General features: G+C 67.8%; 23 protein-coding genes. All 23 read left to right on the forward strand.

The annotated features are described in order from the left end of the window. The first annotated feature begins 14 nt into the window (after positions 1 to 14). The 23 genes from ACLIJ1_RS15490 to ACLIJ1_RS15600 all read left to right on the forward strand — a co-directional run bounded on the left by ACLIJ1_RS15490 (position 15) and on the right by ACLIJ1_RS15600 (position 21599). Positions 15 to 1469, forward strand: coding sequence for a 2-hydroxymuconic semialdehyde dehydrogenase (locus tag ACLIJ1_RS15490; protein ID WP_411366435.1), 1455 nt, complete (start codon positions 15 to 17; stop codon positions 1467 to 1469). Continuing rightward, positions 1466 to 2335 carry an alpha/beta fold hydrolase gene (locus ACLIJ1_RS15495; RefSeq protein WP_411366436.1) on the forward strand — a complete coding sequence of 290 codons (870 nt, stop codon included), beginning with the start codon at positions 1466 to 1468 and terminating at the stop codon, positions 2333 to 2335. Before ACLIJ1_RS15490 ends, ACLIJ1_RS15495 begins: the two co-directional genes overlap by 4 nt. A 12-nt stretch (positions 2336 to 2347) precedes the next feature. Continuing rightward, positions 2348 to 3124 carry a 2-oxopent-4-enoate hydratase gene (gene dmpE, locus ACLIJ1_RS15500; RefSeq protein ID WP_411366437.1) on the forward strand — a complete coding sequence of 259 codons (777 nt, stop codon included), beginning with the start codon at positions 2348 to 2350 and terminating at the stop codon, positions 3122 to 3124. Positions 3125 to 3143: 19 nt separating this feature from the next. Continuing rightward, positions 3144 to 3932, forward strand: coding sequence for a 2-oxo-3-hexenedioate decarboxylase (gene dmpH, locus ACLIJ1_RS15505; protein WP_411366438.1), 789 nt, complete (start codon positions 3144 to 3146; stop codon positions 3930 to 3932). Positions 3933 to 3951: 19 nt separating this feature from the next. Then, positions 3952 to 4866 carry an acetaldehyde dehydrogenase (acetylating) gene (locus ACLIJ1_RS15510; protein WP_411366439.1) on the forward strand — a complete coding sequence of 305 codons (915 nt, stop codon included), beginning with the start codon at positions 3952 to 3954 and terminating at the stop codon, positions 4864 to 4866. 13 nt (positions 4867 to 4879) lie between these two features. Beyond that, positions 4880 to 5920 carry a 4-hydroxy-2-oxovalerate aldolase gene (dmpG, locus tag ACLIJ1_RS15515; RefSeq protein WP_411366440.1) on the forward strand — a complete coding sequence of 347 codons (1041 nt, stop codon included), beginning with the start codon at positions 4880 to 4882 and terminating at the stop codon, positions 5918 to 5920. Positions 5921 to 5929: 9 nt separating this feature from the next. Then, positions 5930 to 6121, forward strand: coding sequence for a 2-hydroxymuconate tautomerase (locus ACLIJ1_RS15520; RefSeq protein ID WP_411366441.1), 192 nt, complete (start codon positions 5930 to 5932; stop codon positions 6119 to 6121). Between the two features lie 30 nt (positions 6122 to 6151). After that, positions 6152 to 9052, forward strand: coding sequence for an ATP-binding protein (locus ACLIJ1_RS15525; RefSeq protein WP_411366442.1), 2901 nt, complete (start codon positions 6152 to 6154; stop codon positions 9050 to 9052). Next, positions 9049 to 9720 carry a response regulator transcription factor gene (locus ACLIJ1_RS15530; RefSeq protein ID WP_411366443.1) on the forward strand — a complete coding sequence of 224 codons (672 nt, stop codon included), beginning with the start codon at positions 9049 to 9051 and terminating at the stop codon, positions 9718 to 9720. Before ACLIJ1_RS15525 ends, ACLIJ1_RS15530 begins: the two co-directional genes overlap by 4 nt. Positions 9721 to 9803: 83 nt before the next feature. Continuing rightward, positions 9804 to 11309 carry a toluene monooxygenase gene (locus ACLIJ1_RS15535; RefSeq protein WP_411366444.1) on the forward strand — a complete coding sequence of 502 codons (1506 nt, stop codon included), beginning with the start codon at positions 9804 to 9806 and terminating at the stop codon, positions 11307 to 11309. Positions 11310 to 11335: 26 nt separating this feature from the next. Then, entirely contained in the window at positions 11336 to 11596 is a 261-nt protein-coding gene (locus ACLIJ1_RS15540) for a toluene-4-monooxygenase system B family protein (RefSeq protein ID WP_411366445.1), read from the forward strand. A 10-nt stretch (positions 11597 to 11606) separates the two neighbouring features. After that, positions 11607 to 11942, forward strand: a complete 336-nt coding sequence (locus tag ACLIJ1_RS15545) for a Rieske 2Fe-2S domain-containing protein (protein ID WP_411366446.1) — start codon at positions 11607 to 11609, stop codon at positions 11940 to 11942. A gap of 20 nt (positions 11943 to 11962) precedes the next feature. Then, positions 11963 to 12277 (forward strand): MmoB/DmpM family protein, encoded by a 315-nt coding sequence (locus ACLIJ1_RS15550; RefSeq protein WP_411366447.1) that lies wholly within the window; start codon positions 11963 to 11965, stop codon positions 12275 to 12277. A gap of 13 nt (positions 12278 to 12290) precedes the next feature. Beyond that, on the forward strand, positions 12291 to 13277 hold the full coding sequence (locus ACLIJ1_RS15555) for an aromatic/alkene monooxygenase hydroxylase subunit beta (protein WP_411366448.1): 987 nt from the start codon (positions 12291 to 12293) through the stop codon (positions 13275 to 13277). Beyond that, positions 13274 to 14299, forward strand: a complete 1026-nt coding sequence (locus ACLIJ1_RS15560; RefSeq protein WP_411366449.1) for a 2Fe-2S iron-sulfur cluster binding domain-containing protein — start codon at positions 13274 to 13276, stop codon at positions 14297 to 14299. The genes ACLIJ1_RS15555 and ACLIJ1_RS15560 overlap by 4 nt, the downstream gene beginning before the upstream one ends. 21 nt (positions 14300 to 14320) lie before the next feature. Further along, entirely contained in the window at positions 14321 to 14974 is a 654-nt protein-coding gene (locus ACLIJ1_RS15565) for an OmpW/AlkL family protein (protein ID WP_411366450.1), read from the forward strand. A gap of 35 nt (positions 14975 to 15009) precedes the next feature. Continuing rightward, positions 15010 to 15810 (forward strand): 2-keto-4-pentenoate hydratase, encoded by an 801-nt coding sequence (locus ACLIJ1_RS15570; RefSeq protein WP_411366451.1) that lies wholly within the window; start codon positions 15010 to 15012, stop codon positions 15808 to 15810. Positions 15811 to 15886: 76 nt separating this feature from the next. After that, complete coding sequence (locus tag ACLIJ1_RS15575; protein ID WP_411366452.1) at positions 15887 to 16468, forward strand: TetR/AcrR family transcriptional regulator; 582 nt, start codon at positions 15887 to 15889, stop codon at positions 16466 to 16468. 46 nt (positions 16469 to 16514) lie between these two features. Next, positions 16515 to 17924 carry an MFS transporter gene (locus ACLIJ1_RS15580; RefSeq protein WP_411366453.1) on the forward strand — a complete coding sequence of 470 codons (1410 nt, stop codon included), beginning with the start codon at positions 16515 to 16517 and terminating at the stop codon, positions 17922 to 17924. 51 nt (positions 17925 to 17975) lie between these two features. After that, complete coding sequence (locus tag ACLIJ1_RS15585; protein WP_411366454.1) at positions 17976 to 18542, forward strand: PaaI family thioesterase; 567 nt, start codon at positions 17976 to 17978, stop codon at positions 18540 to 18542. Between the two features lie 13 nt (positions 18543 to 18555). Then, entirely contained in the window at positions 18556 to 19362 is an 807-nt protein-coding gene (locus tag ACLIJ1_RS15590) for an oxidoreductase (protein WP_411366455.1), read from the forward strand. Beyond that, on the forward strand, positions 19359 to 19703 hold the full coding sequence (locus ACLIJ1_RS15595) for a hypothetical protein (RefSeq protein WP_411366456.1): 345 nt from the start codon (positions 19359 to 19361) through the stop codon (positions 19701 to 19703). Before ACLIJ1_RS15590 ends, ACLIJ1_RS15595 begins: the two co-directional genes overlap by 4 nt. Before the next feature lie 708 nt (positions 19704 to 20411). Then, complete coding sequence (locus tag ACLIJ1_RS15600; protein WP_411366457.1) at positions 20412 to 21599, forward strand: hypothetical protein; 1188 nt, start codon at positions 20412 to 20414, stop codon at positions 21597 to 21599. Positions 21600 to 21825 lie beyond the last annotated feature (226 nt).

The following is a 21825-nucleotide window of genomic DNA, read 5'->3' on the forward strand; positions in this document are numbered from 1 at the left end:
CTCACTCACGCACCATGAAACAGTTCCTGAACTTCATCAACGGCGAATTCGTCGCCACCGCCAAGACCTTCGAAAAGCGCGCGCCCGCCACCAACGCCGTGATCGGCCAGGTGCACGAGGCCGGCCAGGCCGAGGTCGACGCGGCCGTGGCCGCGGGCCGCGCCGCGCTCAAGGGTGAGTGGGGCACGATGAGCGTGGTCAAGCGCTCCGAGCTGCTGCACGCGGTGGCCGACGAGATCAACCGCCGCTTCGACGACTTCCTCGCCGCCGAACTGGCCGATACCGGCAAGCCGCGCTCGCTCGCCTCGCACATCGACATCCCGCGCGGCGCGGCCAACTTCAAGGTCTTCGCCGACATCGTCAAGAACGTGCCGACCGAGAGCTTCCAGATGACCACGCCCGACGGCGGCACGGCCATCAGCTACGGCGTGCGCACTCCCCTGGGTGTCGTCGGCGTGATCTGCCCCTGGAACCTGCCGCTGCTGCTGATGACCTGGAAGGTCGGCCCGGCCCTGGCCTGCGGCAACACCGTGATCGTCAAACCCTCGGAAGAAACGCCCGCCACCGCCACCCTGCTGGGCGAGGTGATGAACGCGGTCGGCGTGCCCAAGGGCGTGTACCAGGTGCTGCACGGCTTCGGCCCCGGCTCGGCCGGCGAGTTCATCACCAAGCACCCCGGCGTCAACGGCATCACCTTCACCGGCGAGACCCGCACCGGCGAGGCCATCATGGCCGCCGCCGCCAAGGGCGTGCGCCCGGTCAGCTTTGAACTCGGCGGCAAGAACGCCGGCATCGTGTTCGCCGACGCCGACTTCGACAAAGCCATTGCCGGCATCACGCGCAGCGCCTTCGAAAACTGCGGCCAGGTCTGCCTGGGCACCGAGCGCGTCTATGTGCAGCGCCCGATCTTCGACAAGTTCGTCGCCGCGCTGAAAGAGAAAGCCGAAGCGCTGAAGGTCGGCGGCCCGGACATGCCGGGCGTGGGCATCGGCCCGCTGATCTCGGCCGAACACAAACAGAAGGTGCTGGGCTACTACGCCAAGGCCAAGGCCGAGGGCGCGACCGTCGTCACCGGCGGCGGCGTGCCGAGCATGGACGGCGAGTACGCCAACGGCCACTTCGTCCAGCCCACCATCTGGACCGGCCTGCCCGAGAGCGCCAGCGTGATCCGCGAAGAGATCTTTGGCCCCTGCTGCCACATCGCGCCCTTCGACACCGAAGAAGAAGCCGTCGCACTGGCCAACGCCACCGACTACGGCCTGGCCACCACCGTCTGGACGCAAGACCTGGGCAAGGCCCACCGCATGGCCGCCGCCATCGAGGTCGGCCTGTGCTGGATCAACAGCTGGTTCCTGCGCGACCTGCGCACCGCCTTCGGTGGCGCCAAGGCCTCGGGCATCGGCCGCGAGGGCGGTGTGCATTCGCTCGAGTTCTACACCGAGCTGCGCAACGTGATGGTGAAGCTGTGAACGCGCCACACAACCCAGAGATCGCCCGCAGCGTCCGCACCGGCGCGTTCAACTCGAACGTGCACGACCTCGGCAGCTCTAAGCCGGGCCAGCCGCCGGTGCTGTTCATCCACGGGTCCGGCCCGGGTGTGAGCGCCTGGGCCAACTGGCGCCTCGCCATGCCGGTCATCGCGAACGATCGCCGCGTGATCGCGCCCGACATGGTGGGCTTCGGCTACACCGACCGGCCCGCAGACATTGCCTACAACATGGACACCTGGGTGCAGCAGGCGCTCGATGTCATGGACGCGATGGGCGTCGAACAGGCCGACGTGGTCGGCAACAGCTTCGGCGGTGCGCTCTCGCTGGCGCTGGCGATCCGCGCGCCGCATCGCGTGCGCCGCCTGGTGCTCATGGGCTCGGTCGGTGTGAGCTTCCCGATCACGCCAGGCCTGGACGCGGTGTGGGGTTACGAGCCCTCGCTCGCGACCATGCAGAAGCTGCTGGACATCTTCGCCTACAGCCGGGCGCTCGTGACCGACGAATTGGCCGAGCTGCGTTACCAGGCCAGCATCCGCCCCGGTTTCCAGGAGTCCTTCTCGGCCATGTTCCCGGCCCCGCGCCAGCGCTGGGTCGACGCCATGGCCAGCCCGGAATCCGCCATCCGCGCGCTGCCGCACGAGACCCTGATCGTGCACGGCCGCGAGGACCAGGTGATCCCGCTGCAGAACTCGCTCACGTTGAGCCAGTGGATTCCCAACAGCCAGTTGCACGTCTTCGGCCACTGCGGCCACTGGACACAGATCGAACACGCCGCGCGCTTCGCGCAGCTGGTCGCGAACTTCCTGGCCGAGGCAGATGCCCAGGCCAACAAGACTTCTCCCTAACGCTACGACACCATGATCTCCATCGACTCCCTTGGCGACGAGCTGTACACCGCGCTGCGCACGCAGCAGGTCGTCGACCCGCTGTCCAACCGCTACCCCGACATCACCATCGAGCAGGCCTACGCCATCCAGCAGCGCATGCTGCTGCGCCGCCAGCAGGACGGCGAGCGCATCGTCGGCAAGAAGATCGGCGTGACCTCGGCCGCCGTGATGAACATGCTCGGCGTGCACCAGCCGGACTTCGGCTGGCTGACCGACGCCATGATCGTCAACCAGGGCGAATCGATCGACATCTCGACGCTGATCCAGCCCAAGGCCGAGGGCGAGATCGCCTTTCTCCTGAAGCGCGACCTGATGGGGCCGGGCGTGGGCGTGGCCGACGTGCTGGCCGCGACCGAGTGCGTGATGCCCTGCTTCGAGATCGTCGACTCGCGCATCCGCGACTGGAAGATCAAGATCACCGACACCGTCGCCGACAACGCCTCGTGCGGCGTGTTCGTGCTGGGCGACCGCGCGGTCAGCCCGCTGGCCATCGACCTGCAGACCTGCGGCATGGTGCTGGAGAAAAACGGCGAGGTCGTCGCCACCGGCGCCGGCGCCGCGGCCCTGGGCTCGCCGCTGAACTCGGTGGCCTGGCTGGCCAACACCATGGGCCGCCTGGGCATTCCGCTCAAGGCCGGCGACGTGATCCTCTCGGGCGCGCTGGCCGCCATGTTCCCGGCCCAGAAGGGCGACTTCTTCCGCGTCTCCATCGGCGGCCTGGGCGAGTGCTCGGTGCGCTTCAACTGACCCCGCGGAGCACCTCACCATGACCCTCGACAAAGCCACCATCGCCGCCCTGGCCGAACACCTGGAGAACTGCCAGCTGCAAGCCAGGGACACCCACAAGATCACCGACGATCACCCGGACATGGACTGGGAGGACGCCTACGCAATCCAGGCCACGATCCTCGCGCGCAAGCAGGCGCGCGGCCTCAAGCTCGCGGGCCTGAAGGCCGGCCTGACCTCGTTCGCCAAGATGAAGCAGATGGGCGTGAACTCGCCCGTGTTCGGCTTCATGACCGAGGACTACGCCGTGCCGCACGGCGGCGAGGTGAAGACCAGCGAGCTCATCCACCCCAAGGTCGAGCCCGAGATCGCCTTCGTGCTCAAGCGCGCCCTCAAGGGCCCGGGCTGCCACATGGGCACCGTGCTGGCCGCGACCGACTTCGTGCTGCCCGGCATCGAGGTGATCGACAGCCGCTACCGCGACTTCAAGTTCGACCTCAAGAGCGTGATCGCCGACAACACCTCGGCCGCGCGTTTCGTGGTCGGCGGTCAGCCGATGAAGGTCGACGGCCAGGACCTGCGCACCGTCGGCATCGTGATGGAGAAGAACGGCCTGCCCGTGGCCTTCGGCGCCGGCGCCGCCGTGCTCGGCCACCCGGCCACCGCGATCGCCATGCTGGCCAACCACCTGGGCGCGCGCGGCGAGGAGATCCCCGCCGGCACGCTGATCCTGTCCGGCGGCATCACCGAAGCGGTGTCCGTCCAGGCCGGCGACTCTGTGACTTTGAAAGTCCAGGGCATGGGCAGCACAGGCCTGCGCTTCGTTTGAGATTCAGAAAAGGAAACCCATGAGCAAGAAGATCAAGTGCGCCCTGATCGGGCCCGGCAACATCGGCACCGACCTGCTGGCCAAGCTGCAGCGCAGCCCGGTGCTCGAACCCGTGTGGATGGTGGGCATCGACCCCAACTCTGACGGCCTCAAACGCGCCAAGGAGATGGGCATCAAGACCACCGCCGACGGCGTGGACGGCCTGATCCCGCACATGAAGGCCGACGGCGTGCAGATCGTGTTCGACGCCACCAGCGCCTACGTGCACGCCGAGAACTCGCGCAAGGTCAATGAACAGGGCGCGATGATGATCGACCTCACGCCCGCCGCCATCGGCCCCTATTGCGTGCCGCCGGTCAACCTCAAGCAGCACGTCGGCCAGCGCGAGATGAACGTGAACATGGTCACCTGCGGCGGCCAGGCCACGATTCCCATGGTCTACGCAGTCAGCCGCGTGCAGCCCGTGGCCTACGGCGAAATCGTCGCCACCGTGTCGTCCAAATCGGTCGGCCCCGGCACCCGCAAGAACATCGACGAATTCACCCGCACCACGGCCGGCGCGGTCGAGAAGGTCGGTGGCGCGAAGAAGGGCAAGGCCATCATCGTGATCAACCCGGCCGAGCCGCCGCTGATCATGCGCGACACGGTGCACTGCCTGACCGAAGGCACACCCGACCAGGCCGCCATCACCAAGAGCGTGCACGACATGATCAAGGAAGTGCAGAAGTACGTGCCGGGCTACCAGCTGGTCAACGGCCCCGTCTTCGACGGCAACCGCGTCTCGGTCTACATGGAGGTCGAAGGCCTGGGCGACTACCTGCCCAAGTACGCCGGCAACCTGGACATCATGACCGCCGCCGCCGCGCGCACGGCCGAGATGTTTGCCGAAGAAATCCTGAAAGGCGAACTGGTCCTCGAACCGGTCGCCGCCTGATCCGGAGCACCCCATGAGCCCGAAAAAAATCACCCTGCACGACATGACCCTGCGCGACGGGATGCACCCCAAGCGCCACCTGATGACGCTCGACCAGATGAAGAGCATCGCCTGCGGCCTCGACGCCGCCGGTGTGCCGCTGATCGAGGTGACCCACGGCGACGGCCTGGGCGGCTCCAGCGTCAACTACGGCTTCCCGGCCCACAGCGACGAGGAGTACCTGGGCACCGTGATCCCGCTGATGAAGCAGGCCAAGGTCTCGGCCCTGCTGCTGCCCGGCATCGGCACCGTCGACCACCTCAAGATGGCGCACGGCCTGGGCGTGCACACCATCCGCGTCGCCACGCACTGCACCGAAGCTGACGTGAGCGAACAGCACATCACCTACGCGCGCCAGCTCGACATGGACACGGTCGGCTTCCTGATGATGGCCCACATGAACAGCCCCGAAGGCTTGGTGAAACAGGCCAAGCTGATGGAGGGCTACGGCGCCAACTGCATCTACATCACCGACTCGGCCGGCTACATGCTGCCCGGTGACGTGAAGGCCCGCCTGCAGGCCGTGCGCGACGCGCTCAAGCCCGAAACCGAGCTGGGCTTTCACGGCCACCACAACCTCGCCATGGGCATCGCCAACTCGGTCGCCGCCATCGAGTGCGGCGCCAACCGCATCGACGCCGCCGCCGCCGGCCTGGGCGCGGGCGCGGGCAACACGCCGATGGAGGTGCTGGTCGCCGTGCTCGACCGCATGGGCGTGAGCACCGGCGTCGACGTCTGGAAGATCCAGGATGTGGCCGAAGACCTGGTCACGCCGATCATGGACTTCCCGATCCGCATCGACCGCGACGCGCTCACGCTGGGCTACGCCGGGGTGTACGGCAGCTTCCTGCTGTTCGCCAAGCGCGCCGCCGTCAAGTACGGCCTGTCGGCGCGCGACATCCTGGTCGAACTGGGCCGCAAGAAGATGGTCGGCGGCCAGGAAGACATGATCGAAGACACCGCGATGACCATGGCCCGCGCGCGCGATGCGCGCGAGCAGCGGCGCGCCGCCTGAGGAGACACCATGCCATTCGCACAGATCTACATGCTCGAAGGCCGCACGCCCGAGCAGAAGAAGGCCGTGATCGAGAAGGTCACCCAGGCGCTGCACGAGGCCACCGACGCGAAGAAGGAAAGCATCCGCGTCTGGATTCACGAGATGCCCAAGGAGAACTGGGGCATCGCCGGGGTATCGGCGAAAGACCTCGGGCGCTAGGGTCCGCGCCGAGCGGGCCGGGGGTTGCCGATGAATCACCTGCTCGAAGACGCCCGGCCGCATGTGGTCGGGTCGGTCGCGCTCTCGCCGTCGGACCCGCCGCAGGTCCAGAGCGAGAAGCTGGCGCGCATCGTTCTCGATTCGATGTACCAGTTCGTCGGCCTGCTGGACGCCCACGGACGCACGCTGGAAATCAACCGCTCGGCGCTCGAAGGCGCCGGGGTGTCGCTGGCCGACATCCGCGGCAAGCCGTTCTGGGAAGCGCGCTGGTTCCAGGTCTCGCGCGAAACCACCGAACTGCAGCGCGACTTCGTGCGCCGGGCGCGCAACGGCGAGTTCGTCCGCTGCGACATGGAGATCTACGGACAGGCGGCGGGTGACGAGACCATCGTGGTCGACTACTCCCTGCTGCCGGTGCGCGACGCCAGCGGGCAGGTCGCGTTCCTGCTGGCCGAGGGCCGCAACATCACCGCCAAGAAGCGGGCCGAGGACGAGATCGCGCGCAAGAACGCCGAGCTGGAAACCCTGCTCGAACGCATCCGCCAGCTCGACCAGCTCAAGAGCGACTTCTTCGCCAACGTCAGCCACGAGCTGCGCACGCCGCTGGCGCTGATCCTCGGGCCGGTGGGCGACCTGCTCGGCTCGGCCGCCAACCTGACCGACCCGCAGCGGCAGCAGCTGGGCGTGGTCCAGCGCAGCGCCGCGTCGCTGCTCAAGCACGTGAACGACCTGCTCGACCTGGCCCGGCTGGACGCGCAGCGCATGGACCTGCACTGCACGCGCGTGGACCTCGCCGCGCTGGTGCGCGAACACGCCGAGCAGTTCCATGCGGTCGCGCCCCAGCACGATGTGCGCTACACCGTCGTCGTTCCCGAAAGCCTGCCGGCCATCGTGGACGCGGACAAGACCGAGCGCATCCTGCAGAACCTGCTGTCCAACGCCTTCAAGTTCACGCCGCCGGGCGGCCGGGTGCGCTGCACGCTGGAACGGCTGGGCCCGCAGCGCTGCCTGCTCTCGGTGCAGGACTCGGGCCCGGGTGTCGCCCGCGAGCACCGGCAACTGATCTTCGAGCGCTTCCGCCAGGCCCAGTCGGGCACCACCCGCAACCACGGTGGCACGGGGCTGGGACTGTCCATCGCCCGGGAGTTCACCGGGCTCATGGGCGGCACGCTCATCGTCACCGACGCGCCCGGCGGCGGTGCCCTGTTCCAGGTCGAGCTGCCGCTGGAACCCGCGCCGGGCACCGGCTGCGTCGAAGAACCCCTGGCAGCCAGGGACGGCTGGGCACCACCACCGATACAGACCACGCTGGCGGAGCTCGACGGGCCGGTGCACAGCGCAGCGCCCGCCGTTGCGCCCGCCGGCGCGCCGCGTGTGCTGGTCGTGGAGGACAACCCCGAGATGCGCCGCTTCATCTGCGACGCCCTGCGGGTGGAGTTCCGGGTCGAGGCGGCGAGCGACGGCCAGCAGGCGCTGGATGCTGTGCTCGCGTCGCCGCCGGACCTGCTGGTCACCGACCTGATGCTGCCGCGCCTGGGGGGTGACCGGCTGGTGACCGCGCTGCGGACCGTCCCGGCACTGCGCGACCTGCCGGTGCTGGTGCTGTCCGCCAAGGACGACGCCACCCTGCGGGCCCAGTTGCTGGCCGGCGCCGTGCAGGACTACGTGACCAAGCCCTTCTCGGCGCAGGAGCTGCGCGCCCGCGTGCGCAACCTGGCGACGGTGAAGCAGGCGCGCGACGAGCTGCAGCGCGAACTGCTGTCGCAGAGCAGCGACCTGGCCGAACTGACCCGCCACCTGATCGAGAGCCGCCGCGCGCTGCAGGCGTCCGAGCACCGCTGGTGGACCATCTACGAACACTCGCCGGTGGGCATCGCCCTGGTGGGTGCCGGCGGCGCGGTCCGCGCCGCCAATCCGGCCTTTCGCACGATGGTGGGCTACAGCAGCACCGACATCGGCGCGGTCGCCCTGCCCCGGCTCACCCCGGTCGAAGACCGCGCACCGACGCAGCGGCGCATCGACCGGCTGATCGCCGGCGAGGTCGACGAGTACCACGTGCAGCGGCGCTTCCAGCGCCAGGACGGCACGCTGGTGTGGGCCAACACCAGCGTGGCGCTGGTGCCGGGCGAGATCGACGCCGAGCAGTTGCTGGTGGTGGTGGCCCAGGACATCACCGAGCAGCGGCGTGCCGAACAGGACCTGCTGCGCACCCGGTCCGAGCTGGCCCAGGTGGCCCGCGTGAGCACCCTGGGCGAGATGACCGCCTCGATCGCGCACGAGGTCAACCAGCCGCTGGCGGCGATCGTCGCCAACGGCCACGCCGCGCTGCGCTGGCTGGCGGCCAGTCCGCCCAACGAAGGCGAGGCCCGGGCCGCGGTGACCCGCATCGTCCGCGACGCGAACCTGGCCGGCAACGTGATCCACCGCATCCGCGGCTTCGTGCGGCGCCGCGAGACCCAGCTCACCGCGCTGGACATCGACGAGGTGGTGCACGACGTGCTGGACCTGGTGCGCGGGGAGGCGCAGACCCGGCGCATCGGCCTGGTGCACCAGCGCGCCGACGGGCCGCCCTGCGTGATGGCCGACCGGGTGGAGCTGCAGCAGGTGCTGCTCAACCTCGTGATGAACGGACTGGAGGCGATGACCTCCACCGCCGGGTCCCCGCCGGTGCTGCGGCTGTCCACGCACAGTGGCAACCACAGCGTGCAGGTGGACGTGCAGGACAGCGGCAGCGGCGTCGACCCCGCCGTGCGCGAGACCCTGTTCAACGCCTTCCAGACCACCAAGGCCGACGGCATGGGCATGGGGCTGGCGATCAGCCGGTCCATCGTCGAGTCGCACGGCGGCCGTCTCTGGTACGCGCCCAACGCCGACGGGGGTGCCACCTTCAGCTTCATGCTGCCGGCGGCCAGCCAGGAGGACACCGGATGAGCCCGCGGGACGCCATGGTCCACGTGGTGGACGACGACCTCTCGATGCGCGAGGCCGTCAGCAGCCTGCTGCGATCGTCCGGCCTGCGGGTGGAGACCTATGCCTCGGCGGTCGAGTTCATGTGCCACCGCGTGGGCGCGCGGCAGGAACCGGAATGCCTGGTGCTCGACGTGCGCATGCCGGGGCTCAGCGGCCTGGAGCTGCAGCGCCAGCTGATGGCCTCGCCGCAGCCGCTGCCCATCGTATTCATCACCGCGCACGGCGACATTCCGATGACGGTGCGGGCCATGAAGGCCGGTGCGATGGAGTTCCTGCCCAAGCCGTTTCGCGACGAAGACCTGCTGGCCGCCATCGAGGCCTCGCTCGAACGCTCGCGCCTGGCGCGGCACGAGAGCGATTCGGTCCAGGCGCTGCGGGACCGCTTCGATGCGCTCACCCCGCGCGAGCGGGAGGTGCTGGCGCTGCTGACCCAGGGCCTGCGCAACAAGCAGACCGCCGACCGCATGGGCATCAGCGAGGTCACCGTGAAGGTGCACCGCCACAACCTGATGGAGAAGATGCAGGCCACCTCGGTCCCGATGCTGATCGGCATGATCGAACGCCTGCGCACCGCCCTCGGCGAACTGCCCGACGCCCCCAGGCGAGGGAATTCCCTAGACGCCGCATAAACCAAAGTCCAATGGTGCGCGCGCCATGCGCTCCCTACAGTGATTGAGGCAATCCGCTTCAACAATCACAGGAGACAAGCACCATGGCTTTGCTGGAACGCAGCGAGTGGTATGACATCGCGCGCTGCACGAACTGGACCCCGTCCTACGTCACCGACGCCGAACTCTTCCCCGACCTCATGACCGGCGCGATGGGCGTGCCGATGGAGCAGTGGGAGGTCTACGACGAGCCCTACAAGACTTCCTACCCGGAGTACGTGAAGATCCAGCGCGAGAAGGACGCCGGCGCCTACTCGGTCAAGGCCGCGCTGGAGCGCAGCCGCATGTTCGAGACCGCCGACCCGGGCTGGCTCTCGATCCTCAAGTCGCACTACGGCGCCATCGCTCTGGGCGAGTACGCCGCCATGAGCGCCGAGGCCCGCATGACCCGCTTCGGCCGCGCGCCGGGCATGCGCAACATGGCCACCTTCGGCATGATGGACGAGAACCGCCACGCCCAGATCCAGCTGTACTTCCCGCACAGCTACTGCAGCAAGGACCGCCAGTTCGACTGGGCGCACAAGGCGTACCACACCAACGAGTGGGGCGCGATCGCCGCACGCCACGCCTTCGACGACCTGTTCCTCTCGCGCAGCGCCACCGACATCGCGGTGATGCTGACCTTCGCGTTCGAGACCGGCTTCACCAACATGCAGTTCCTGGGTCTGGCGGCCGACGCGGCCGAGGCCGGCGACTACACCTTTGCCAGCCTGATCTCCAGCATCCAGACCGACGAGTCGCGCCACGCGCAGATCGGCGGCCCGGCGCTGCAGGTGCTGATCGCCAACGGTCGCAAGGAAGAGGCGCAGAAGCTGGTGGACATCGCGATCGCGCGCGCGTGGCGGCTGTTCAGCCTGCTCACCGGCACCGCCATGGACTACGCCACGCCGCTGGAACACCGCAAGCAGTCGTTCAAGGAGTTCATGCGCGAGTGGATCGTCGGCCAGTTCGAGCGCACGCTGATCGACATGGGCCTGGACCTGCCCTGGTACTGGGACCAGATGATCAACGAGTTCGACTACCAGCACCACGCCTATCAGATGGGCATCTGGTTCTGGCGCCCGACGCTGTGGTGGAACGTGGCCGCCGGCATGACGCCCGACTGCCGCGACTGGCTCGAAGAGAAGTACCCCGGCTGGAACGACACCTTCGGCCAGGCCTGGGACGTGATCATCGACAACCTGGTGGCCGGCCGCACCGAGCTGACCTACCCCGAGACGCTGCCCATCGTCTGCAACATGAGCCAGATCCCGATCTGCGCCATCCCGGGCAAGGGCTGGAACGTCAAGGACTACCCGCTCGACTACAAGGGTCGCACCTACCACTTCAACAGCGAGATCGACCGCTGGGTGTTCCAGCAGGACCCGGTGCGCTACCGCGACCACCTCACGCTGGTGGACCGCTTCCTCGCCGGACACATCCAGCCGCCGAACCTGGGCGGCGCGCTGCAGTACATGAACCTCGCGCCCGGCGAGATCGGCGACGACGCCCACGCCTACGCCTGGGTCGCCGCCTACCGCGACCAGCGCACCGACAAGAAGGCCGCCTGAGGGCGCCTCAAACAGGAGAACACACCATGGCACTGTTTCCCGTGATTTCCAACTTCCAGTACGACTTCGTGCTGCAGCTCGTTCCGGTGGACACCGAGAACACGATGGACGAGGTGGCCGCCGCCGCCGCCCACCACTCGGTGGGCCGGCGCGTCAAGGCGCGGCCGGACAAGGTCGTGCGCGTGCGCCGCCAGGGCAGCGAGACCTTCTTCCCGCGCAAGGCCAAGCTCAGCGAGACCGACATCAAGCCGATGGAGGCCCTCGAGTTCATCTTCTGCGACAGCTGAGGAGGCACCGATGGGATTCCAGAAAGCCTGCACCCTGGACGAGGTCTGGGAAGGCGACATGACCGAGGTCGAGGTCGGCGAACACCTGGTGCTGCTGGTCGGTATCGAAGGCGGTGACGTGCGCGCCTTCCAGGCCGTGTGCCCGCACCAGGACATTCCGCTGTGCGAAGGCAAGTTCGACGGCAAGGTCCTGATGTGCCGCGCCCACCAGTGGACCTTCGACGCGAAGACCGGCCTCGGCATCAACCCCGGCGACTGCCGCCTGGCGCAGTACCCCGTGCGCGTGGACGGCGACGACGTGCTGGTCGACGTCGAGGGCATCAAGCCGCTGTTCGCGCACACCTGAACCCCACAAGGACAAACACCATGAGCCAGACAAACACCGCACAGGCCTACCGCAACAACCGCGTCGGCCCCGTGCTGCGCGCCAGCCCGCTGACCGCCGCCGTGGTCGAGGCGGCCGAAGAGGACAACCCCGGCAAGCAGATCCGCGTCGACGACAAGGTCGCCTACGTGCGCATCGACTGCGAGGGCGAGCTGATCCTGCGCCGCGCCACCATCGAACGCGCGCTCGGCCGGCCGTTCCGCATGTCCGAGCTCGAAGTCGAACTCGGCTCCTTCGCCGGCCGCATCGAGACCGCCGAAGACCAGGTGCGCTTCTATTTCAACAAGACCCTCTGACCGGAGCCCCCCCATGTCGCAACCCGAAGTCCTCAAGCCGCTCAAGACCTGGAGCCACCTCGCCGGTCGCCGCCGCAAGCCCAGCGAATACGAGATCGTTTCCACCAACCTGCACTTCTCGACCGACAACCCCGACGCGCCGTTCGAGCTCGACCCGAACTTCGCGATGGCGCAGTGGTTCAAGACGCACCGCAACGCCTCGCCGCTCAAGCACGCCGACTGGAACGCCTTCCGCGATCCGGACGAGATGGTCTACCGCACCTACAACATGCAGCAGGACGGGCAGGAAACCTACGTGATGGGTCTGTTCGACCAGTTCTCCGCGCGCGGCCACGACACCATGCTCGAGAAAACCTGGGCCGGCAGCCTGGCCCGCCTCTACACGCCCGCGCGCTACCTGTTCCACACGCTGCAGATGGCTTCGGCCTACCTCTCGCAGATGGCGCCGGCCTCGACCATCTCCAACTGCGCGACCTACCAGACCGCCGACTCGCTGCGCTGGCTGACCCACACCGCCTACCGCACGGCCGAGCTCGCCAAGACGTTCCCGGGCATCGGCCTTGGCACGGGTGAGCGCGCCTTCTGGGAGACCGACCCGGCCTGGCAGGGTTGGCGCAAGCTGGTCGAAACCGCCCTGGTGGCCTGGGACTGGGCCGAGAGCTTCACCGCCTTCAGTCTGGTCATCCGCCCGGCGGTCGAGGAAGGCCTGCTGCGCACCCTGGGCGACGCCGGCCGCCACAACGGCGACACGCTGCTGGGCCTGCTGATCGATGCCCAGCTGCTGGACGCCCAACGCCACCGCCGCTGGTCGTCCGCGCTGGTGCGCATGTGCCTGGAGCAGCCCGAGAACCTCGCCGTGCTGCAGGGCTGGATCGCGAAGTGGGAGCCGCTGGCCGACGCCGCCATCGACGCCTACTGCGCGGCCCTACCCGACGCCGCCGGTGCGGCCGCGCGCGCGCGCGCCGCCACCCGCGAGTTCCGTCGCGGCCTGGGTCTGTGAGCGCGGACACCAGCGCCAGCCCACCCGTCCACATCCGCATCGAGAACGGGCCGGACTTCGTGTTCGGCCCGCACGAGGATGCCCTGCTGCGCGGCGCGCTGCGGGCGGGGCTGGCCTTTCCCTACGAATGCGGTGTGGGCGGCTGCGGGGCCTGCCGCTTCGAATTGCTGGAAGGCGAGATGCAGACCTTGTGGGAGACCGCGCCCGGCCTCTCCGACCGCGACCGCAAGCGCGGCAAGCGCCTGGCCTGCCAGTCGCGCCCGCTGGGCGACTGCCGCATCCGCGTGCGCCTCGGCCCGGACACCGACGTGCCCGCCGACTCGCCCCAGCGCAGCCGCGCCGTGCTGACCGGCCGCCGGTCGGTGGGCGGCGACATGCTGGAGCTGAGCCTGCGCGTCGAGGGCATGCCCGCCTTCAAGGCCGGCCAGTTCGCCCTGCTCTACCCGCCCGGCGTGACCGGCGCGCGCGCGTACTCGATGAGCAACCTCGACGCGGGCGACGGCGACTGGCGCTTCATCGTGCGCCGCACCCCCGGCGGGCGCGGCAGCACGACCCTCTGCGACGGTGTCGCCGTCGGTGAGCGCATCGATGTGGACGGTCCGTTCGGCCACGCCTGGTTGCGCCCCGGCGTGCGCGACGTGGTGTGCGTCGCCGGCGGCTCCGGGCTGGGGCCGATGTTGTCGGTCGCCCGCGGCGTGCTGGCCGAAGACAGCGCGCGGCGCGTGCATCTGCTGCTCGGTCTGCGCAGCGAGGCCGAGCTGGGCGCCGCCGCCGAACTGCAGGCGCTCGCGCACGAACGGCTGACGGCAACGGTGGTGCTCTCCGCGCCCGTCGACCCATCCGCCTGGAGCGGCGCCATCGGCTTCGTGCACACCGAAGTCGAGCGCGCGCTCGCACCCGGCCTCGACCGCTTCGATTTCTATTTCGCGGGACCGCCGCCCATGATCGACGCGATGCAGGACCTGCTCATGGTCCGTCACCGCGTGCCCTTCGAACAGATCCGCTTCGACCGCTACGTCTGACCCACCACGAGGAGACCCACCATGCCAAAGAACCCGATGATCCTGGCCGCCTGCGCGCTGTTCCTCACCGCCGGCCACGCCAGCGCCGCCGACCCTTCGCCCTGGACCGTGCGGCTGGGCCCCGCCCACGTGGGCTTCAGCACGAAAGCCGACGTGAGCGTCGGCGGCAACCTCGTGCCGGGCGGCGACGCCTCGGCCAGCAGCAGCACCACGCTCGGCATCGAACTCGCCTACGACGTCTCGGACCGCCTGACCGCCCGGTTCCTCGCCGGCATCCCGCCCGAGACCACGCTCACCGGCAAAGGCAGCCTGGCCAGCGCCGGCCAGCTCGGCAAGGTGACCTACGCCCCGGCCGTGCTGTCGCTCACCTACAAGCTGGTCAACGACGGCCCGGTGCGCCCCTACGTCGGCGCCGGCATCAACTACACCATCGTCACCCGCAACCGCGACGCCTTCATCCGCGACCTCAACACGCGCAACGCCTGGGGCTCGGTGCTGCAGGCCGGCGTGGAGTTCCCGGTCGATGCGGACTGGTCGGTGTCGCTGGACGCGCGCAAAATCTTCCTCAAGACCAAGGCCACCGGCACGCTGCCCGCCTTCGGCGGCGCGCCCACGCGGGCCGACGTCCGGCTCAACCCGCTGGTGGTCTTCCTCTCGGTCGGCCGACGATTCTGACGGCGGCCGGGGGGCCACGCGAGAACGGAGACCGCATGGACACCCCTCACGATGTCGCCCGCAGCGCCGAACGCATCTGGGCCGCCCGCCAGGCCGGGCGCACCCTGGACGCCGAGGCCACCATCGGCTCGCCCGACCTCGCCACCGCCTACGCCATCCAGCGCGCACTGCTCGGCCTGCGCCTGGCCGCCGGCGAACGGATGGTCGGGTGGAAGCTGGGCTACACCTCGGAGGTGATGCGCCGCCAGATGGGCATTGACCGGCCCAACATCGGGCCGCTGACCGACTGGATGCTGCTCGGCTCGGGCGACGCGGTGCACGAGCGCCTGGTGCAGCCGCGGGTCGAACCCGAGATCGGGCTGCGCCTCCAGACCGCCCTTGACGCGCGGCAGGCGCCCATCGACCGCCACACCGTGGCCGCCGCCGTGGAAGGCGCCCACGCCTGCCTCGAAGTCGTGCACTCCACCTGGACCGGCTACCGCTTCAACCTCGAACAGAACACCGCCGACAACTCGTCCGCCGGCCAGGTCGTCGTCGGGCCGCGCCTGCCAGTTACCGACCTGATGGCGCTCGACACCGTGGCGGTGCGCCTGCATGACGGCAGCCACAACACGCTGGGCCAGGGCGTGGGCGCCGACGCCGACGGCCACCCGCTGGACGCGGTCGCGCGGCTGGCGCGGGAACTGGCCGCGAATGGTCTGCGGCTGGAGGCGGGTGATCTGGTGATCACGGGGGGGTTGACGAAGGCTTGTGCGCTGGAGCCCGGTGGGCAGCTGGTGGGGGTGTTTTCAGCCGGTGGAGTGGCGTCGATCACGGTGGTGGTCAACCGCCGGTGAATGCCCGTTGACCGGACCGGCTTTCTGCCGCGTCGGCTTGACGCCCGCATATGGCGCCCATAATATGACGGCCATCATGTCTACTACTTCCACCCGCAAAGAACTCAGCCACGACCGCATCGTCGACGTGGCGTCGCGCGCGATCCGGCGCGCCGGGTACAAGGGCGTTGGCGTGGCCGACATCATGAAAGAAGCCGGCCTGACGCACGGCGGCTTCTATGCGCACTTCGCCTCGCGCGACGCCCTGCTGGTCGAGGCCATGCAGCGCGCCGGGCGCGACAGCCAGGCCGCCCTGTCCGACGCGGTGGCGCGCCGCATGGCCAAGGGCAGTTCGCGCTTCGCTGCCCTCGTCTGGGCCTACCTGCACGACTCGCATCTCGACCGACCGGAACAGGGTTGCGTCGTGGCCGCGCTCGGCTCCGAGATGACGCGCCAGGACGATGCCGTCCGGGACGAGGCGCGCCAGCGGGTCAAAGCCCTGGTGGCCCTGGTGAGCGAGGCAATGCCCGCTGGCACCGAAGCCAGCCAGGCGGCGGTGATCGCCGCCACCCTGGTCGGGGCCCTGCAACTGGCGCGCACCCTGGGTGGTCAGGCGGGGCGCGCACTGCTGGCGCAGACCCGCGAAGCGCTGATCCAGCGCCACGACACCCCGGCCTGAACCGGCTCCCCCTGACATCCCCAGCAACTACGGCGCACCCCAAAATATGACGAGCATCATAAAATCGGAACTCCTCACGAAATCCCAGGCACCGGCCGCCGCCACGGCATCGCCCTGGCGGGCGTTCTGGATCGCCAGCAGTGCCGTCTTCCTCGTGTCGCTGGACGCGACCATGCTGTTCGCGGCCTTCGACGCGCTGCGCCAGAGCTTCACCGGCAGCTCGACGGCCACCCTGTCGTGGGTGCTCAACGCCTACACCGTGGTCTATGCCGCCATGCTGATCCCGGCCGGCGGGCTGGCCGACGCGCATGGGCGCAAGCGCGTCTTCCGGCTCGGCCTGGCGGTGTTCATCGCGGCTTCGGTGGCCTGTGGCCTGGCGCCGTCGGTGGAAGGGCTGATCGCGGCCCGGGTGGTGCAGGCGGTGGGCGCCGCCCTGCTGACGCCCGCCTCCATGTCGATCGTGCTGGCGGCTTTCCCGGTGGAACGCCGGGCCCTGGTCATCAGCCTGTGGGGCGCGGTGGGCGGGTTGGCCGCGGCGGTCGGCCCCAGCCTGGGCAGCTGGGTCACGGCGGATTTCGGCTGGCCGTGGGCCTTCTACATCAACGTGCCCGTGGGCCTGTGGGCGCTGTGGCAGAGCCGCTCGCGCATCGAAGAGGCGGTCAAGCCGGTGCAGCGCCGGCGCGTGGATGTGGTCGGCCTGCTGCTGCTCATGGCCGCGGTGGGCGCCGTGGCGCTGGCCATTGTCGAAAGCGGTTCGCCCGCCTGGTCGCGCGCGCAGATCGGTGCGGTAGCCGCCGGTGGCCTGCTGGCCGGCGTCGCCTTCGTGCTGTGGGCGCGTTTCCACACCGCCCCGCTGCTGGACCTGTCGCTGTTCGCCCACGCCACCTACCGCTACGTCAACGCCGCCACCCTGGCCTTCGGCACCGCGTTCTCGATGATGTTCCTGGGCTTCTTTTTCTTCATGACCGGCATCTGGCACTACACACTGCCCCAGGCCGGTCTGGCCGTCACACCCGGCCCGCTGCTGGTGATGCCGACGGCCATCATCACCGGGCGCCTGGCCGGGCGCCTGGGTCACCGACCCTTCCTCGTCGGCGGATCGCTGCTGTACGCCTGCAGCGGTCTGTGGATGCTGCTGGTGCCCTGCACCGAGCCCGACTACCTGCGCCACTGGTTGCCCGGCCTACTGATGAGTGGCGTCGGTGTCGGCCTGGTCCTGCCTTCGCTGTCCGGCGCCGCCGTGAGCCGCCTGCCCGCCGAGCACTACGCGGTGGGCGCAGCTTTCAACCAGGCCACGCGCCAGATCGGCGGCGTGTTGGGCGTCGCCATCACGGTCGGCCTGCTCGGCCACGCCAGCCTGACCCGCACCGACTTCAACGCGCTGTACGGGCTGCACATCGGCCTGGCCGTGCTCACGGCGCTGCTGTGCCTGCCCGTCAGCACACGGCCCCGCTGAACGCCGCCCCACCCACCACTCCGTTCACAACCACCCGACCAGGAACCCGACATGAATGAAAGCGACGTGATCGAACAATGGATACATGAAGAACAGGCCGTGCGCGCCCGGCTGCGCCCCGCCAACGCCCCCCGCCCCACGCTGCGGCCGGCCGGGCTGACGGGCCTGGAAGTCCTCGATGCCATCTTCGCGGGCGAACTGCCGCCACCGCCCATCGGCGACACGCTGGATTTCCTGCCGATCCGCATGACACCCGGCGAAGCGGTGTTCCAGGGGCGGCCGCATCGGCGCCACTACAACCCGCTGGGCACCGTGCACGGCGGCTGGTTCGCCACGCTGCTCGATTCGGCGGTGGGCTGCGCCATCCACACCACGCTGGCGGCCGGCCGGGGCTACACCACGCTGGAACTCAAGGTCAACCTGGTGCGCGCACTGACCGACGCCGTGCCCCTGGTGCGCGCGGAAGGCAAGGTCATCCACGTCGGGCGCCAGACCGGCACCGCCGAAGGCCGCATCGTCGGGCCGGACGGCAAGCTCTATGCGCACGCGACCACCACCTGCCTGATCTTCGACATGCCCTCGGCCGCCCCCAGCGGCGCCCAACCCATCCACGCCTGAAACGGAGCGATCCATGTCTCATTCCCAAGTTGTCTTCGTCACCGGCGTCTCGTCCGGCATCGGCCGCGTCACGGCCGAGCGCTTTGCCCAGCGCGGCTGCAAAGTGTTCGGTTCCGTCCGCAACGCCAGCAAGGCAGAGGCCATCTCCGGCGTCGAGCTGGTCGAGATGGACGTGCGCGACGACACCTCGGTCCGGCACGCCATCGACACCATCGTGGCGCAAGCAGGGCACATCGACGTGCTGGTCAACAACGCGGGCGGCACCCTGCTGGGCGCGGTCGAAGAAACCTCGGTGCCCGAGGCGCAGGCACTGTTCGACACCAACGTGTTCGGCATCCTGCGCACCACCCAGGCCGTGCTGCCGCACATGCGCCAGCAGCGGTCCGGCCGCATCATCAACGTGAGCTCGGTGCTGGGCTTCCTGCCTGCGCCGTACATGGGCCTGTACGCCGCGTCCAAGCACGCTGTCGAAGGCTTGTCGGAATCGCTGGACCACGAAGTGCGGCCCTTCGGCATCCGCGTGGTGCTGGTCGAACCCGCGTACACCCGGACCAGCCTTGACCTCAACGCCCCCCGGGCGGCCCGGCTGATCGATGCCTACGCCACCGACCGGAACCGGGCGTCACAAGCCATCGCGCGCAGCGTCGAGAAGGCCCCCACGCCCGACGGTGTCGCGGCAACCATCGTGGACGCCGCCTTCAACGCCTGGACCATGCGGCACACCCCCAAAGGCGAAGCGTCCCTGCTGCGCAAACTGCGCCGCTTCATGCCGGCCGGGCCTGTGGACGCCAGCCTGCGCAAGAACTTTGGGTTGGGTTGACCGGCTACCGCTTCAACCTCGAACAGAACACCGCCGACAACGCGTTCGCCGGCCAGGTCGTCGTCGGGCCGCGCCTGCCGGTGACCGACCTGATGGCGCTCGACACCTTGGCGGTGCGCCTGCACGACGGCAGCCGCACGCTGTGCCAGGGCGTGGGCGCCGACGCCGACGGCCACCCGCTGGGCGCGGTGGCGCGGCTGGCGCGGGAGCTGGCCTCTTTCGATCAGCGGCTGGAGGCGGGGGATCTGGTGATCACAGGGGGGCTGACAAAGACTTGTGCGCTGGAGGTTGGCACTAGGCTGTCAGCGACGTTTTCTTTTGGACACGCTTGGTTGATTTAGGTGACTTTCCGTCGAGTCGAAGACACTTCCTAGAGACAGGGACGTCTCGGTTGACAGCTATGTGCATGCTTGGAGGTTGGAAAATCGCAAGCTACTCACCATATGATCACAATCACAACTGCATTGGTCGGCTGGAGTACTCCCGATAGCACGCAACCCGTTGTTGGTTCTAACGAGATGGATTCGACCTGCCATTTCGGCAGCCACGCAACACGATGTCCTCCACAGTCACAAGGTACAAGCTCCCCATGCAAATACCTGTATGAGTCATCCGAGCTCTCCGCCCATAATTCAGTGCAACGGGAGTACAAACAAGAAACATGGAATACGCAGTCGGAACGCTCGAAAACTGCCCTTTGCCAACGGCGGAGCCGTGCAATGGGCCCTTATACCTAGTTAGCAAGGTCAATCCTGTAGATGCTGCGGCTTGCATGTCGCAGGCGGAGCGCGGACGTGCGAAGAACGCTACCGGAGACAAAGCTTGCACGCGTTTCGGTCTATCAGTTTTTCCGACCTTCGAGACCTGCGAACATCACCGTGAGTCATTCCCGGGTCTTGGAACACACATTGCGGCGGCGAAGCTTGATGCTTCGCATGGAGTACAAGCCGCTACTCCTTCGAACACGTCCCCGGCGCACTGCACTTGGTGGCCCGGCACACACGTGACCAGACATGCACTGTTTGCAGTTGTGACGAAGGGGATCTGAGATGAACTGGTCACTCCCAGACACTCGCATTCCAGTTGAGCGCCTAGGCACGCTTTCGCCGTACGAAGTTCTGTATGAGTTTGACGGCCCTTTGGTCTTTACAACGCTCAGCCCTACTGGGGGGAAGTTTTTGGCTTATGCCTCGTTCTGCGTGGACGAGGAACCGGCTAACGCTACAACTGAGTTGCCCGACTCGGATGGTTTCACCCGTTACTTGATTTCGCCCACTTCAGACAAGCTCCTTGAGCGGCTTAAGAAGGGGGCTACAACTCTCTATGACGCGCTTGATCAACCCATACTATGGGCGGTCGATATCGCCCACTCTGGTGAAGTAGTGCGCGCAGCAGAGTTGGGCCAACTCAGTGACGTACCAGCGAATTGCTTGCCTGCTCGCAATCGGACACTGTGGCCTCACCTAATGCCACTGCTTTCTTACCGCCTCATCGGCGATGGACTCAGAGAGGGCGAAGTACCTGCAAGCGTCGTTTCGCGTGCTGTTGATGGCGCTACCAGCGCTTTAAAAAAGTTGATCGAAGTTGTGCGCAACGTCAATCAATCCACAGGCCGCCCAACGGACTCGCATCGTCGTGACTACGACCTAACCGCTCAGAGATTCGCATTCAACAGCTTCGAAGTCGCTTTTGCGTCCGGAAGCGTCATGCCAGCCCCTGCGAATGAGGACCCTGCTGCGCGCTACACGGAAGCAGGCATGCGCCTTCAGGAGGCTCTTGACTGGCTTGTTTACGGATATCAGTACGACGAAGATCCGACGACGGACATGCTGGACGTTCTCAATCGCCTAGTGCCGCCGTCGCAAGGAGTTGTCCGCGAAACAGAGATTGCAGGACGACTTTTGCCAGGTTCTGCTCCTTATAGATTGACCCGGACCGACGCTACGCGAGTTCGAAGTGCTATCACGAGACACCGTCTACGCAAACGCGACCTCTTGGAGTCCGAGGGGCGCGTGAGGGAGCTAGATCTTGACGAGTTCACATTCATCCTTCGAGATCGCAACGATGGACTACCAGAGCTTAGGTGCTCGTTCATTGAGCTTTTACTGGACGATGTGAGTGATGCCTTTAACGGAGCTGGGCGCGTCGTTGTCCAAGGTCGCTTGGACAACCGAGGGCAACTGGATGTGTCCGCAATCCAGACCCTCGCCACCAACTCGCCCGCTGATCATGCGTAGCCCCCGATGGGGCGTATCAATACTTGAACTGCAGGTTGCTATCGGCTTGCGCCCGTGTTCGTCGTGATACGAACACTCGTATGTTCGGGCAAAAAAGACAAGCTAAATCCCGACGATCCAGACTGGCACTTACGTTCGACTGCAGTCGATTCGTCCACCGAAAAGTCTCCGCCTAGCAATTTTTCAGTCACTGAATGGGCGAAGACTTTTCACCTGACCGTATGCA

The sequence above is a fragment of the Hydrogenophaga sp. RWCD_12 genome, from assembly GCF_046604225.1.
In the GTDB taxonomy this organism is placed as follows: domain Bacteria; phylum Pseudomonadota; class Gammaproteobacteria; order Burkholderiales; family Burkholderiaceae_C; genus Hydrogenophaga.